11 protein-coding genes are annotated in these 15,933 nt (G+C 44.2%); 5 read left to right on the forward strand and 6 right to left on the reverse strand.

The window, feature by feature from the left end; genetic code table 11:
• Positions 1 to 66 precede the first annotated feature (66 nt).
• A complete protein-coding gene (locus M8998_RS08290) occupies positions 67 to 393 on the forward strand; it encodes a YnfA family protein (RefSeq protein WP_249992103.1) in 327 nt (108 codons plus the stop codon).
• A gap of 27 nt (positions 394 to 420) precedes the next feature.
• Here the strand turns inward: M8998_RS08290 and M8998_RS08295 are convergent, their stop codons facing one another.
• Positions 421 to 2,292 carry a YfbK domain-containing protein gene (locus M8998_RS08295; RefSeq protein ID WP_249992104.1) on the reverse strand — a complete coding sequence of 624 codons (1,872 nt, stop codon included), beginning with the start codon at positions 2,290 to 2,292 and terminating at the stop codon, positions 421 to 423.
• Positions 2,293 to 2,449: 157 nt separating this feature from the next.
• Between M8998_RS08295 and M8998_RS08300 the strand changes: the two genes are divergently transcribed.
• Both M8998_RS08300 and M8998_RS08305 read left to right on the forward strand, forming a co-directional pair.
• Positions 2,450 to 3,025 (forward strand): RNA polymerase sigma factor, encoded by a 576-nt coding sequence (locus tag M8998_RS08300; RefSeq protein ID WP_249992105.1) that lies wholly within the window; start codon positions 2,450 to 2,452, stop codon positions 3,023 to 3,025.
• Positions 3,018 to 4,280, forward strand: coding sequence for a TonB family protein (locus M8998_RS08305; RefSeq protein ID WP_249992106.1), 1,263 nt, complete (start codon positions 3,018 to 3,020; stop codon positions 4,278 to 4,280). Before M8998_RS08300 ends, M8998_RS08305 begins: the two co-directional genes overlap by 8 nt.
• Positions 4,281 to 4,283: 3 nt before the next feature.
• Here the strand turns inward: M8998_RS08305 and tsaD are convergent, their stop codons facing one another.
• Entirely contained in the window at positions 4,284 to 5,288 is a 1,005-nt protein-coding gene (tsaD, locus tag M8998_RS08310; RefSeq protein WP_249992107.1) for a tRNA (adenosine(37)-N6)-threonylcarbamoyltransferase complex transferase subunit TsaD, read from the reverse strand.
• Positions 5,289 to 5,370: 82 nt separating this feature from the next.
• Between tsaD and M8998_RS16285 the strand changes: the two genes are divergently transcribed.
• Positions 5,371 to 9,747 carry a translocation/assembly module TamB domain-containing protein gene (locus tag M8998_RS16285; protein ID WP_249992108.1) on the forward strand — a complete coding sequence of 1,459 codons (4,377 nt, stop codon included), beginning with the start codon at positions 5,371 to 5,373 and terminating at the stop codon, positions 9,745 to 9,747.
• Between the two features lie 12 nt (positions 9,748 to 9,759).
• On the opposite strand, the gene M8998_RS08320 is transcribed toward M8998_RS16285, so the two are convergent.
• From M8998_RS08320 to M8998_RS16220, 3 genes are all read right to left on the reverse strand, one after another.
• Complete coding sequence (locus M8998_RS08320) at positions 9,760 to 10,050, reverse strand: hypothetical protein (RefSeq protein ID WP_349665652.1); 291 nt, start codon at positions 10,048 to 10,050, stop codon at positions 9,760 to 9,762.
• 21 nt (positions 10,051 to 10,071) lie between these two features.
• Positions 10,072 to 12,336 (reverse strand): Tex family protein, encoded by a 2,265-nt coding sequence (locus M8998_RS08325; protein ID WP_249992109.1) that lies wholly within the window; start codon positions 12,334 to 12,336, stop codon positions 10,072 to 10,074.
• 109 nt (positions 12,337 to 12,445) lie between these two features.
• The gene (locus tag M8998_RS16220) at positions 12,446 to 12,868 is read right to left on the reverse strand and encodes a Sec-independent protein translocase subunit TatA/TatB (RefSeq protein WP_284040208.1); all 423 of its coding nucleotides are present in this window, start codon (positions 12,866 to 12,868) and stop codon (positions 12,446 to 12,448) included.
• A 153-nt stretch (positions 12,869 to 13,021) separates the two neighbouring features.
• Between M8998_RS16220 and M8998_RS08335 the strand changes: the two genes are divergently transcribed.
• Positions 13,022 to 14,404, forward strand: a complete 1,383-nt coding sequence (locus M8998_RS08335) for an MATE family efflux transporter (RefSeq protein WP_249992110.1) — start codon at positions 13,022 to 13,024, stop codon at positions 14,402 to 14,404.
• Between the two features lie 23 nt (positions 14,405 to 14,427).
• Here M8998_RS08335 and M8998_RS08340 read toward each other — a convergent pair whose 3' ends face one another.
• Positions 14,428 to 15,840 (reverse strand): dihydrolipoamide acetyltransferase family protein, encoded by a 1,413-nt coding sequence (locus M8998_RS08340; protein ID WP_249992111.1) that lies wholly within the window; start codon positions 15,838 to 15,840, stop codon positions 14,428 to 14,430.
• Positions 15,841 to 15,933: the final 93 nt, after the last annotated feature.

Genomic DNA, 15,933 nt, shown 5'->3' on the forward strand with positions numbered 1-15,933 from the left:
AACTCCATTCCAAAGCGATACAAATGTCCCAAAAAAAAATTAAAAAACCGAGTATATTTGTTGGATATGGATCTTAAATCAATTCCTATATTTCTGTTGGCTGGTCTCTGTGAGATTGGAGGCGGTTATTTGATATGGTTATGGCTCCGCGCCGACAAACCGTGGTGGTTTGCCTTGCTTGGAGCCATAATTCTTGTCTTTTACGGTGTGGTAGCCACATGGCAATCTGCCGATTTCGCTCGAGTGTATGCTACATATGGAGGCATTTTTATCGTGCTGTCCATCATTTGGGCAATGATATTTGATGATTTCAAGCCAGATCGATACGATATCATTGGTGGATTGATCGCACTTATTGGTGTCTCCATTATCTACTACGCTCCACGATCCTAGTTGTATAGCATTAGCCTTTTGGCAGGTCTATTGATCTGCCCTCCACAGCGCTTGTGCATCCTGCGCTAATCGGACAAACTCAGCGCGATACCCTTCTTCATCTTTTCCTTGGGAATCTTTTGCCCGAGCAATCAATTGATCAAAATCTGCTTGCTGTTTGTAATCCGAGTTTCGAATCAGCATTCCCAACTCCGCTACGGCAGTAGCGAACCGGAGGTCGTTAGAAGCATTTGCCAATGGTATAATCTTCGGATTGACCACGTGAGAAGTCAGCTTACTGACGTCGCCATCTGGCTCTTTATACCTAAATTTTACCGTAGCCAGTTCTTGCTTGTTGGTTGTTGTTTTCGGCCTGATGTCTTCCTGATATTTCAAACCATCTACGGATCCGTCAAAATTACTTTTTACACCTTGCGGAATGATCTCGTACAAGGCGGTCACGGTATGACCAACACCCATATCACCGCCAAGCTTCTCGTCGTTATTGAAATCAGCTGCCTCCAACAGGTTATGCTCATATCCAACCAAACGATACGATTGCACGAAATAAGGATTAAACTCTACTTGTATCTTTACATCCTTTGCCACGGTAAACAAACTAGCTCCAAACTCGGTGATGATTGCTTTCCGGGCTTCCGAAATATTATCGATATAAGCATAATTACCATGTCCCTTATTGGCCAACGCTTCTAACTTACTGTCTTTATAATTCCCCATGCCGTAACCTAAGATGGAAATAAATACGCCACCGTTGCGCTCCTTAGCTATCAGCGTTTCCATATCTTCATCGGTAGACGCGCCTACATTGAAATCACCGTCTGTAGCCATGATGATGCGATTATTACCACCTTTTACGAGATTAGCCCGAGCAATCTGATAAGCTTTGAGCAATCCCGCTCCACCTGCAGTCGCTCCCGAGGCCTGCAATGCATCGATTGCATCTTTAATTTTTCTTTTTTCTTTTCCTGATGTGCTTTCCATCGCGACACCAGCCGCTCCGGCATAGGTCACAATCGCGACGCGGTCCTGCTCACGAAGCTGATCCACCAACATCTTGTACGAACTTTTCACGAGTGGTAATTTATTGGGACTACCCATCGATCCCGATACATCAATCAGAAAAACAAAATTAGCAGCAGGGAGCTTCGCACTGGATATATCTTTTGCTTTGAGCGACACGCGAAGTAACTGATGCTTCGTATTCCATGGAGCTTGAGTCACTTCGGTAACCACACGCACGGGGTCACCATTTGTCGGAGCAGACAAGTCGTAAGAGAAATAATTAATCATCTCTTCCACACGGACGGCATCTACAGGCGGAAGTTGACCTTGGTTAATAAAACGGCGCACGTTACTATACGATGCGGCATCTACATCTGCTGCAAATGTCGATAGCGGTTCCTGAACAGCGCGCAGGAATGTGTTTTCATTTACTTTTTTATAGCTTTCTGATTGATTGAACGTAGCTGATCGATACATCGGCCGCACGTGCACCCCACCAACCCGAACCATTGCCTCTTTCTGCATGGTGGGTGTATATTGCGTGGTATTATGTGCCGTCAATGTATGTTGATCCATCAATAGGTCGTTTGCGCTCACGATCTGCGCTGGCTCCAATGCAGCATCTATCCTATTTCCCTTATCAACTACCTTTTCTAAACTCTCAAACCCTACGATGGAAAAAACCAAGGTTTGCCCGTTTTCAGCCTGAATCTCGTAATAGCCATTTTTACCTGTCTTAGTTTGTGTAGACAACCCTTTTATCTGAACTAATACCTCGGGTAGCGCGATATTAGAACCTTTTACTTTAACATAACCCGTTATTTGCTTGGCCGCAGCCGACTGGATCGCGAATAGCACGATCAAGATTAATACGCTTTTCACCTGATTTACTTTCATATGCTTATTGTTTAATGTTTAACATTTAAGTGCCTCACCTAAGGTTATCTCCTACTTTCATGTAGATGGGGCACCTCCGATGAACTATTTTTGACAAGGGATGCATATGATCATTGATTTCCATAACTGGATAAAAAAAATTATTTTGTGAAACAGCATGGGGCTATTCAAATCATCAGGGAGCGACGACAAACCGGACGAATTATTGCTTTTACATTATCATGAAAGCAAAGATTTAGGGCTATTGGGCGATTTGTATCAGCGGCATACAGAGATGATCTACTACGTCTGCTTCCGTTATTTCAAGGATAGCGAACGCAGTAAGGATGCGGTAATGCAGATTTTTGAGGAATTGATCCACAAAATAGATCGTCAGGAGATCAAGAATTTTCAAAAATGGATCTATGTAGTAGCGAAGAACCATTGTTTGATGGCCTTGCGTTCGGATAAAGCGAGGCATAAAGAATATTCTGAAAGTTTTGTGGAATTCTCGGTGGCTCCGCATCCAGAAGAAGATTATACCACCAAAGAAGATCGTTTGCAAGCATTGGAGCGTTGTATTGAAAAACTACCGGAGAAACAAAAACGTGCTGTAGAATTGTTTTTCTTACAGGAGAAATGTTATAAAGACATCACGATCCTGACAGGATATAGCATGGATGGGGTGAAAAGTTATATACAAAATGGGAAACGCAATTTAAAGCATTGTATAGAAAGGGAGCAGGATGCATAACAAGCCAGACATAGCACTTATTCGTCGTTACGTGCGGGGTGAACTATCGCCACAGGAGATGTTTGAGATTGAAAGAGCCGCGGAAGCGGATGAGTTGCTGATGGATGTGCTTATCGGAATGGAAGCAGAATATGCCCAAGGCGTTAATGCTGAAGCCCTGCCCGAACTGCAACAACAGATCCAAAAGCGCAGCAAACCGCGACCACGCCCTGTTCAACCACTTTATTATCGTTGGGTCGGGCTGGCAGCTTCCCTGCTACTGGTACTCGGCATCAGTATGTACGTTTTTTTAGAACCGGAACGCGCGGAACAACAACTTACACAAAATACAGCGGAGGAGGCACCTTATGAGCAGGATACGGTACCATCACCGTCATCATCGTCCGAAATGAGTATTGCAGGTATAGATAAAAAGCCCGTAAGGCCGAGCAGTAATCAGGAAAAGACATTAGCGTACAGCAAGGTCGAAGCACCTACGGCAGCACGACAGAAAAACAAAACGGCATCTCGGCCAGCCGCCTTGGATACCATCCCAATCCAGATTATCCCTTCCAATACCGAAGAATTGGTCTCGCGGAGTCTTTTCGATGAACATCAAGCATTGATTGCAGGTGATCATACGACTGCGTATTCCAAGACCAGTGCACGTGCAGCACAAACGATATTGCCAGGACAGCAAATGGTGACTGGTTTACAACCTATAGCACTGGAAGATGTAAAATCGATCACGACCGGAATAGTGATTGATGGAGAAACGCAACGACCAATTTCAGGAGCGACGATTCGCGATCTACAGATGAAAGTTCTCGTGAAGACGGACTCGACCGGACGCTTTATTGTAGGCTCAAACTCCGAAAAACCAGTATTAAATGTCCAATCTGCCGGCTTTGAAAGTGCTGATCATGTGGCAAACGGTGCGATGCGTATCGCGCTGAAGCGCAAGCAAGGCAGCAAATCCGCAACCACTTTAAATAGTTCTGTACCAAAAGATAAGTCAGAAAACAGCCGCCCGGAAATGGGATTGAAGGCGTATCGGTTACACATAGATAGTTTAGCTAAAGCCAGTGGACTGGGAGTTGGCGACGTGACGCTCTTATTTTCCATCAACGCACAAGGCAAACCAATCAATATTCGCTTGAAAAAAAGCAGTGGCAACAGACGGCAAGATGAGGAAGCGATCAGAATTCTGAAAAACGGTCCAAATTGGATTAAAGGGCGTAAAGATGAATTGGTGGAATGGAAGATTCAGTTCTAAACCTTAACCAACCGCCATCCGCGCCATGGGTACGATATCCTGCCCTACAAATTCTCCCTTTAAAAATTTATGGTAACCAGCGATCGCAATCATGGCAGCATTATCCGTACAGTATTCAAACTTAGGGATAAACACGTCCGCGCGAAGCTGCTCTCCCAACACTAGCAATTGGCTACGCAAGCCAGAATTAGCCGACACGCCGCCTGCAATCGCAACCTGACGAACACCCGTTTGTTTAACCGCTTTTTTGAGCTTGTTTAATAAGATGGAAACAATACGATCCTGCACGCTAGCACAAAGATCCTCGATTCTAAGCTTCAAAAAGTCTGGATTTTGCCGCATCTCTCGCTGCACCAGGTACAAAATAGCGGTTTTTAACCCCGAAAAACTAAAGTTTAAGCCTTCAATTTGAGGCTCTGGCAAGGAGAATGCACGTGGATCGCCATGAGTAGCGTATTGGTCAATTAATGGCCCTCCTGGGTAGGGCAAGCCTAAAATTTTGGCCGTCTTGTCAAAAGCTTCGCCCGCAGCATCGTCCAATGTTTCTCCGATGAGCTCCATCTCGAAATAATCTTTTACTAATACAATCTGCGTGTGGCCACCAGAAACAGTAAGACATAGAAATGGAAACTGTGGCTGAGGATCTTCTATGAAATGTGCCAGAATATGTGCCTGCATGTGGTTGATATCCAGCAAAGGAATATTGCGTGCTAATGCAAAAGATTTGGCGAAAGAAGTTCCTACCAATAAAGAGCCTAATAGGCCTGGTCCGCGGGTAAAAGCCACAGCACTGATATCCTCTTTAGAGATATTAGCCCGCTTGATCGCTTCATTTACCGTAGGGATTATATTCTGCTGATGAGCCCTAGAAGCCGCCTCTGGGACAACGCCACCATACTTCGCATGCACGAGTTGGTTCGCAATAATATTTGACTTAATTTTGCCATCTATGCAGATAGATGCTGAAGTCTCGTCGCAGGAAGATTCTATACCAAGGATGACAGTCATAGCAGGAGTCGCACTTATTTTATAGTACAAAATTATCAAAAAATTATTTAAAATAATCGCTTATGTCCTGACCACTATCATCGTGAGTGTCGGGATATTTGTGCTATCGTTACAATTCCCATCTGTACAAACCTTTGTAGCAAAAAAAGCAGCGAGGTATCTTTCTAAAGAGCTCCATGCCAATGTCTCCTTATCTGCCATCTATTTCAAGCCTTTTTCGGCACTCATTCTGCATGACTTCACCTTAGATGATCCTGCTGGCAATCGGATTGGCTCCAGCAAACGACTCTTTGTTGGGCTTTCCCTATCAGGACTGGTACAAAACAAAATAGACATTCAAGATATTCGCCTCAGTCAAGCTTATGTAAACTATACACTGTTTAAAGACAGCTCAAACTTCGACTTCCTGATCAACTATTTCTCCCCGAAGAAAAAATCGGGAAAGAAGCCTAAAAAAAGCATGGAGCTGACTTTAGGACGTATCGAGTTGGCAGATTGCCATTTTCTATTTACTGACGCTACCAAAAAACACCATAATAAAGGCATCGATTTCTCCCAGATGGAGCTGACCGATTTCTCGGGTATCTTCGACAATATTTCCCTAGACACGCCTTCGCAACATATCAACATCAAACAACTCAGCTTCCGGGAAAAATCTGGATTTCATTTACAAGAGTTGAGTGCATCGGCTACTTTGGAGCCACAATCAATGATCTTCGAAGACGTCTTGCTACGCACCAATCGTTCTATATTAACCAATTTTGTACGATTTGATTTCAACGAATTAGGAGATTTTGAAGATTTCCTGGATAAGGTGAATATCACAGCACGCATCGAGAATGCCGTCGTCGATTCTAAAGACATCGCCTTTTTTGCGCCGGATATGCGCTTCGTGCAATTTCTTACGAGTATACACACTGCATCGCTTGCTGGTACTATCTCTGATATGCAGGCGAAAGACGTTTTATTAAAGACGAAAAGAAACACCTCTTTACAAGGCCAATTTCAGGTAACCGGTCTGCCAGATATTGAACGAACAGTTTTTGATTTTTCAAGAGTCACGCTAAAATCCCACCCCGAAGAGGTGACCGAATTAGTGCAGGAGCTTTCAAACAATCCTCGGTTTTCTCTTCCAGATCAAATCACCAAATTAGGTTCGATTACCTTTGATGGCAGCTTTGTTGGTTTATATGACGACTTTAAGGTAGAAGGTAAGTTTATCACTGATATTGGAGATGTGCAGACACGCACCTCCATCGCTATCGGACCAGAATTGGTTTATAGTGGACATTTGACGTCGTCCTCTTTGGATATAGGCGCGTTATCCAATAGTGCTTTATTGGGCAAAACGGGCATTGAGCTAGACTTTAAAGGGCGTAATACCGATCTGGCACAACTGGAAATAGAACTTGATGGCAATCTGCGACAGTTCCAATTGAAGGAACATTCCCTGCAGGAGATGCAATTTCATGCTAACCTGCAAAATGAACAACTGCAAATACAAGGGCAGGTAGCGGATCATGAAGCTACATTGGACTATGATGCTGCTATTGACTTCGCTCAAGAAACACCAAACTATCAACTTACCGCTCATATAGATCGGTTAAACCTCAGCACTTTCCAGCTATTGGAAAAAGATAGTATAATCGTACAGCAAACAGATTTCGAGGCTGACTTCCTAGGCACCGACATCAATAATCTGTCTGGATATCTCGCGGCGACAGATATCAGTCTCCACACGATGGAAGGTGTTTTTGAGATTAAGGATTTTCGATTTGAGTCTTCGGGTGATCAACTGAACCGGAATCTTCAATTACGATCTAATGTGGTGGATGCCGATATGACCGGTACGATCGACCTTAACACGATAGTGGCCTATTTTCAATCCTTGGCTGTGCAATATGCTCCTGCCATTGGTTTGGAGAGGCGCCCGTACAATGATCAGAATTTTGACCTGAAAGTAGCGGTAAAATCTTTCGAACCGGTGTCGGCATTTTTGGACTTGCCTTTACAGCTGGACGATGGCGCCACATTGGAGGCTAATTTCTCCTCAGACGATTACATCGGTAACTTTGTTTTTTCTAGTCCCACGGTGGCGTACAATGGCTTGAAGTTGGCCAACCTACGCATCGAAGAACAAACCGATGCCAAGAACTTCTCACTTCGACTGCTGGCAGATCGCCTTTCCATCAGCGACAGCATCTTCGTTAATAAGGTATCCATAGAAAATATTCTGACGAATGATAGCTTAACTTTTGCGATTCATGCTGCGGAAGATAATGCGCGCGATCGACTGCGCCTGCATGGATACATCCATTTTGAACATAATAAACCTGCCTACATTCATTTCAACGAGTCGACTATTGTGCTCAACAACGAGCCGTGGGAAATTCAGACCAATACCCAGATTCGAGTATCTAAGGGTAAGCTATATTTTGAACAATTCCGCTTCGTACAGAACAATGAAAATGTAGAATTCAATGGGATTTTATCTAACGAGGACGATGATTTACGGATTGGTTTCAATCGTTTTGGCTTGAAGTCCTTGGAAGCTATTACCAATCCTTTAGGCATTCAGCTTCGCGGAGAACTCAATGGAGAAGTAACGATCACCTCCGTATTACAATCTCCACGTTTCAAAGCTAGCATCACGACAACACCTATCGTATACAATACGATCCCCATTGGTCAGCTCAATTTTGATGCAAATTTTAATCCGGACAGCAAATTAATCGACGTAAAGATCAATCTATTGGACGCGCTACGTCGCGGTTTCCAATTGGAGGGCACATATAATTTGGCGGATGAAGATAATGCACTGCGACTTCGTGGCGAGATCCGCGAAATCGAGTTGGTCTTGTTTCAGCCTTTCTTGAAAGAGCTCGTTAATGGTTTGGATGGAAAAAGTAGTGCCGACATCCAGATAAGAGGAACATTTATTGCTCCAAAAATCTCTGGTACCCTAAAGATACAACAGGCTGCTTTTACGGTAAAATACCTCAACACACCCTATCAACTGGCTGAACAGGCTATATTGGTGGCGGATAATGTGGTGCGGTTTGATAACTTACGTCTGTTTGATCCGCAAAGACATGAAGCGGCAGCTTCTGGCTATCTTGACCTGAACCAACTCAGCGATCCCGACATCCAAGTGGAAGCACGTGCTAATAATCTTTTAGTATTAAATACTACGTATAAGGAAAACAATATCTATTACGGTACGGCCTACGCAACAGGTATCTTTAAATTCGCAGGAAGAACCTCTAATCTTAATATTGATATTACGGCTTCATCCAATCCCAATACAGTAATCACGATCCCGCTGGATGCCGCCATGACTATATCAGACAGCGACTTCATTTACATGGTGGAAGCCGATGATACAAAGACGACAGCTCGACAAAATCAATATTTCTTTCAGGGCTTAACTATGAACATGGACATCAAAATTACGCCAGATGCGGAGGTAAACTTACAGACTGACATTGGCTCACTACGCGGTACAGGCGATGGTGAAGTGAGCCTCAAGATTTCCAGTAGAGGTGATTTTGAAATGTTTGGAGATTATAGTGTGAATTCGGGTAAGTTTAATTTTGTGGCGCAAGATTTTATCAACAAGTATTTCGACATCAAACAGGGTGGCACCATACGTTGGACGGGTGATCCTGCACAAGCACAACTGGATATCATTGCCTTGTACCAGCAGCGCACCTCTTTAGGTGCATTGTATGATGCGGCAGGAAGAGAGAATAATGAGGAACGTGTATTGGCACAAGCCGACATGATTATCCGAGGTACATTAAGCAGTCCGGACATTACGTTTGATCTTAGTTTTCCGCTAACGCCTTACGTAAAAGATGAGTTGCAGGCATACTTCAGTGACGCCAACAACATCAATCAGCAAGCCTTGAGCTTAATTGTTCGGCGAAGCTTCACTGCTACCAATACCAGTAATGAGTTTGGACGAGAGGTGAATAATACGCTCCTATCAGCAGGTACCGAATTTGCTTTCAATCAGTTAAATACCATCATTTCTCAATCGCTTAATGTCAACTTTCTAGATTTAAATATTCGTTCTTTGAACGATGCTTCTGCCTCGCTTCGTTTGTTCGACGATCGGCTGATATTGACGGGGGGCGTCAGTGACCGGAGGAATTTGCAAACTTCAGACTTAACGCTTATTTCCAACCGAGTAGCGACCGATGCGGAACTCACTTATCGCATCCGTCGTGATGGAAGTCTAATGTTTAGAGCTTACAATCGCTTGAATACGCGCAACATCCTATTTACCCCGACAGATGATTACATCAATGCAGTGGGGCTGGTCTATCGAAAAGAATTCAACACCTTCCATCAATTCTTCAAGCAGTTGTTGACTTTTAAAAAGAAAGAAGAAGAGGCTATAGATCTTACCGTGCCACAGGATACCACTGCCACCCCAGCAGCGATATCTAAGTAGAGCAGACTCATATTATAAGAAGGATTGGACCAATGCTTCCCATTCCTGAGCAAGAGATCCTTCGAAGGGTGGTTGCTTTGCTCGTCCATACCAATAATTCGCATTCCATTGATCGCCCTCTACCCGATGCAAATAAGCATGTACATGCGCAGCAGCCTGATCGTTGAGTTGGTCTACTAAGGCATGTGCTGTATTCCAATCTCCTTTACCATCGTACCAAAGTGCTTTTAAGGGTGCAGACCAGGAATTAGATGGAGCTGTATCTGCCAAGCTATGTTTGAATACTGTTAGGGTTTTCATCATCACTGAAAAATTAGGGTCGTATTACTTGAATTTACTAGCCAGTTGAGCAAGTTTAGTCGCCAAATCGCCGACTTCACTTTGTTGCTTTTTGCTATTATTCGAGCGATCATTTCGCTTTTCTGGCTGGCGTTCGGAACGATCTGGCTGTTTACGAGGTTTTGAATCGCCTGTTTTCATGGTTAAACTGATACGATTTCGCTGCTCATCGACTTCCATCACCGTAACCTCTACTTTTTGTTGCACCTTCACTACTTCTCGCGGATCCTGCACATAACGATCTGCCAATTGGCTAAGGTGCACCATACCATCCTGATGCACACCAATATCGACGAATGCTCCGAAATTGGTGATGTTCGTCACAATTCCTGGAAGACGCATACCCACTCGCAGATCTTTAATACTGTTAATGCCGTCTGTAAAAGAAAACTGCTCAAACTCATCTCGCGGATCTAATCCTGGCTTGGCCAATTCGGCAAGAATATCGTGTAATGTAGGTAAGCCGACTTCTTCGGATATGTATCGCTTTGGATCAATTTGTTGCCGCAATTGGGCATCCCGTAAAAGATCCTGCACGGTTGCCTTCAAATCTTTAGCCATTGATTCTACCAATGCATACCGCTCTGGGTGCACAGCAGATGCATCCAACGGATGTTTCGCCTGTCGGATACGCAAAAATGCAGCAGACTGTTCAAAGGCTTTAGCGCCTAATCGAGGTACCTTCTTTAATTCTTTCCGGGAGGTAAACGGACCGTTTTCACGTCGATAGTTCACAATCTGCTGTGCCAGTGCAGGGCCTAATCCAGACACATAAGCCAGAATCTGCTTAGAAGCAGTATTAAGCTCCACACCTACCGCATTGACGCAAGATACGACGGTATCGTCCAAGGCGCCTTGTAATTTATGTTGATCCACATCGTGCTGATACTGCCCTACACCGATGGATTTAGGATCAATTTTCACTAACTCCGCTAGTGGATCCATCAGCCTACGGCCAATAGACACGGCGCCACGTACCGTGATATCATGATCAGGAAATTCTTCTCGTGCCACCTCTGATGCCGAATAAATAGATGCACCACTTTCGTTGACCATGACGATAGGGATGGAAAGTGACAACTTCCGCACAAACGTTTCTGTCTCCCGCCCCGCGGTACCATTACCAATGGCAATAGCACCGACATGGTATTTAGATACTAAGTGCATTAATTTCTTTTGCGCCTCTGCTTCTCCTCCTGAGCCATTATGAGGGAAAATGGCGGTATTCTCTAAAAGGTTTCCCTGATCATTGAGCACGACGGTTTTACAACCTGTTCGAAACCCTGGATCGATCGCGATTAAAGAGACCGCTCCCATAGGAGCAGCTAATAATAATTGGCGGACATTTTCTGCAAAAACACGGATCGCTTCGTCATCTGCTTTTTGTCTGGTAATGACACGCATTTCTGTTTCCATGGAGGGCTTTAACAAACGCTTGTAGCTATCCTGTGCTGCCAAACGAAGCTGATCTGCCACCTCGCCAACGCTTTTAATATATTTTTTTTCTATTTGTGGTAGTACATCCATTTCATCTATGGCGATATCCAGATGCAGCAATTCCTCTTTCTCGCCGCGACGCATGGCCAATACGCGATGCGATGGCGCGTCTTTGATCCACTCAGACCATTCGAAGTAATCTCTGTATTTCTGCGCGCTGGCTTCTTTACCAGCAACAACCCGACACACAAATTTTCCTTTTTTCTCTAACACACGACGTACCGTATTGCGTACATCCGCATCTTCGTTAATAATTTCTGCTACAATATCCCGTGCACCGGCCAAAGCCTGATCTATGGAATCAACTCCTTTTTCAACATCTACAAAAGCTTTCGCATGGGACTGTATCTGGCGAATATCTTGTGCCAATAATACTTCTGCCAATGGTAACAGGCCTTTTTCCCGGGCGATGGACGCACGTGTTTTGCGTTTGGGTTTGAAGGGCAAATAGATGTCTTCTAAAGCAGACATCGTTGCCACTGCCCGAATTTGGGCTTCCAAAGGTGCGGTTAGTTTACCCTGTTCCGTGATAGACTTAAGCACCGCATCTTTTCGTTTGTCTAGTTCTCGAAGTTGCTGCATACGATCCCGAATAGCAGCCACTTGTACCTCATCCAAACTTCCGGTCATTTCCTTACGGTATCTGGATATAAAAGGAATCGTGGCGCCTTCATCCAGCAATTGAATGGTGGTCTGCACTTGCTTAGTTTGAATATTCAGCTCTTGTGCTATACTATGTTCGGGAGACAACATATGGGTAAATAAGTTAAATGTTAGGAAATATCAAATTAGGGCATAGCAATGCTAGGCCAAAAAATCGGATGATATAGGATGGGTTTTGGAAAAGAAGATATACCGCTGTTTACGCTTCCTTAGACTCTGATGGTTCATCGGTAGTCGGAGTCGCCAAAGGCACATCTGCTATCTTCGTACTAGGATTGTGTTGGTGCGTTCCGGCAGGCGGAGCGAATTTTGGCAAAGTAGATTCTTGCTTAGGCTCAGCATGGGCACGCATTTGCTCAGACATGGAAGATGCTGTTGCTGTAGTAGTCGACGCTGGAAGTTTCTTAGGCTCTTCGACCTCAACATCCAGATCTTTCTCAAAATTATTAATCTGATCCGACAATTCACGCTTGATACCTTCAGAAGCATCTTTGAATTCGCGAATCCCTCTTCCCAAACCACGCGCCAATTCTGGCAATTTCTTTCCTCCAAACAAAAAAAGGATGACAATGATGATCAACATCATTTCTTGTGTCCCGATGTTTAAAAACGCTAAAGTCATGTCTTTGATACCAGTTTATTAAAGATGCTAATGTACGTAAAAGTTCAGAATTTAACAGACTAATCCTTGTAAAGATCTTGTAGGGCTTTTGTTCAAAAGTTAATAGAGGGATTTTACCGGGTTCTATTTACCTTTGGCCATAATTATTTTTACATGTTCGCTTCCATACGGAAAGATAAAGCTTTCTACATTAGCACGATAGCGCTCGCTGCGCCCATTGTCGTATCCCAGTTAGGGCATACGATGGTACATACTGCCGACACCATCATTGTAGGCCAATTTGCTGGTCGTATACCATTAGCAGCGGTATCATTGGTACATGCCGTCTTCATGGTAGTGTTGGTGATTGGCTTGGGCATTGCTTATGGCATCACGCCGCTAATTGCACAGTACAATGGAAAATCGGACTATAAGGAATGTGCTAAATTGCTTTCTAATAGTATCTGGCTGAATGTGCTAACCGGCATACTGCTTTTCTGCGCTGTGTATTGGGGATCGATGTATGCGATGCAACACACGGATCAGGATCCTTTGGTGGTAGAAACCGCCAAACCTTACCTTTTCATCTTAGGGCTATCTATTCTGCCGTTGATGATTTTTAATGCGTTTAAGCAGTTTACCGAAGGTTTAGGGTTTACAAAACAGGCGATGAATATCACCATTTGGGGTAATGTTTTGAATATCATCATCGCACTGGTACTCGTGCGCGGCATGTTTGGCTTTCCAGAGATGGGCATTCGCGGTGTGGGTATCGCTACCTTGGTAGACCGTATCCTAATGATGATTGTGATGGCTGCCTATGTATTAAAATCGAAGAACTTCAAACGTTATCTGCTGGATTTTTCCATTCGTTTTATAGACCGCACACGCATCAAAAGTATTTTTAAAATCGGGGCGCCGGTGGCCATGCAATATGTTTTTGAAATTGGTGCTTTTGCTACTGCTGCATTGATTGCCGGAAAAATTGGCGCATTGGAACAGGCGGCTCATCAGGTGGCGATTACCTTAGCGGCCATGACGTATATGATGGCGAGCGGACTTGCTTCTGCCGCTACCATAAAGACCGGAAATAGCTTTGGCACCGCCAATTTCCAGCGTTTGCAAAAGTTTGCGACGGTATCTTACCGCTTGGTGTTGGTCTTTATGATATTCTGGGCATTGATATTCGCGTTGTTCAATCAATATTTACCGATTGTAATTACGCAGGATTCGGAAGTCATCGCCATTGCAGCGAGTTTATTGATTATTGCCGGTATGTTCCAATTGTTTGATGGCACGCAAGTGGTAGGGCTGGGCGTATTACGTGGGATGGGAGATGTGAACGTACCGACTGCCATCACATTTATAGCCTACTGGATTGTTGGCGTGCCTAGCGCCTACGTAATGGGTCTAGTATTTGGCTGGGGCATCCAAGGAGTGTGGTACGGGTTGACGCTTGGCTTACTGACATCCACGGCACTATTATACTGGAGATACAAAACGATTATTCGCCAGAAAATGCAAAGCACCGTACGCTTGCAAACGCACGGTGCTTAACACAATCAATTAAATGTGGGGTGCTATACCGTACGATCCAGATCCCAGTTTTCCAGGTAATCTGCTACACGCTTGATAAATGTGCCGCCTAAGGCGCCATCAATCACGCGGTGATCGTACGACATGGTGATGTACATAAAGTGGCGAATGCCGATCAAATCTCCATCTGCCGTTTCGATTACTGCCGGCTTCTTCTTGATCGTTCCAACAGCCAGAATTGCAGCCTGCGGCTGGTTGATAATTGGCATGCCAAAAATATTTCCAAAAGCACCAATATTGGTAAAGGTGAAAGTACCACCCTGCGTATCATCGGGCTTTAATTTGTTGTTCCGAGCGCGTTGTGCTAGATCATTCACCGCGTGACTGATCCCTACCAAACTCAATTGATCTGCATTCTTGATCACAGGAACGATAAGATTTCCATTCGGCAAGGCCGTAGCCATTCCGATATTAATATGTTTGCGACGGATAATTTGGTAGCCATCTGCTGAAACATTGATCATTGGAAAATCTTTCAATGCTTTCGAAATAGCTTCTATAATTAACGGGGTGAATGTTATATTTTCCCCTTCCCTCTTTTTAAATCCTTCTTTAATCCGATTTCTCCAATTCACCAAGTTAGTAACATCTGCTTCTACCGCGGAGAATACATGAGGTGAAGTATGTACACTACTTACCATGTGATCTGCAATCAGTCGACGCATGCGATCCATCTCAATAATCTCATCTCCTTCGCCCTTCGCTACCGTCACTGGTTTAGCTGCCGCTTTGGGAAGTTCTGCTACTGGAGATCTCTTTTCGGATTGGTTCTGTAGGTTACTCTTTTCACTATCAGCGGAGGTGTTATTTGAATCCTCGTCTGTTACAGATTGTATAGCTGGATTGTCCTGCTTTTGTGCAATATACTTAAGCACATCGTCTTTGGTTACCCGACCTTCGGCTCCACTTCCGCTTAACTGATCAAGCTCTTCGAAAGAAATTCCTTCCTCTTGTGCAATACTCCGCACTAATGGCGAGTAAAAACGATCTGAGCTATCCGCTTGTGGTTTTGGCTCAGAATTCGAAGGCGCTGTAGAAGATTCTTCGACCGTCTCTAAATCTGTCAAACCGGGTACATCCTTTACTTCAACCGGGATATCATCTTCATGATTTGTGGAGTGTGACTCGGAATTTTGTTCTTGCTCATCACCTTGACCACTGCTTTCGATTAGGCCAATGACGTCTCCTACCTGTACCACATCACCTTCCTGGAATAGGCGTTCTTTGAGCACGCCCTGTACTGGCGAAGGGACATCTGAATCTACTTTGTCTGTAGCCACTTCCAATACAGACTCGTCTTCCTGAATAGAATCTCCAATTTCCTTTAACCAGTTGGTCACGGTTGCTTCCGTAACACTTTCACCCATTTTTGGAAGAGTAAGTTTATGTAGTGCCATTGTGTACTTTTTTGAAGTGATCTACGAATATAGTCAATATCGGCTAAAAGAAGAATAACTCAAAATATAATATTTTACTTCCAACAAAAAACA

The organism is Sphingobacterium sp. lm-10, from assembly GCF_023554555.1.
Lineage (GTDB): Bacteria > Bacteroidota > Bacteroidia > Sphingobacteriales > Sphingobacteriaceae > Sphingobacterium.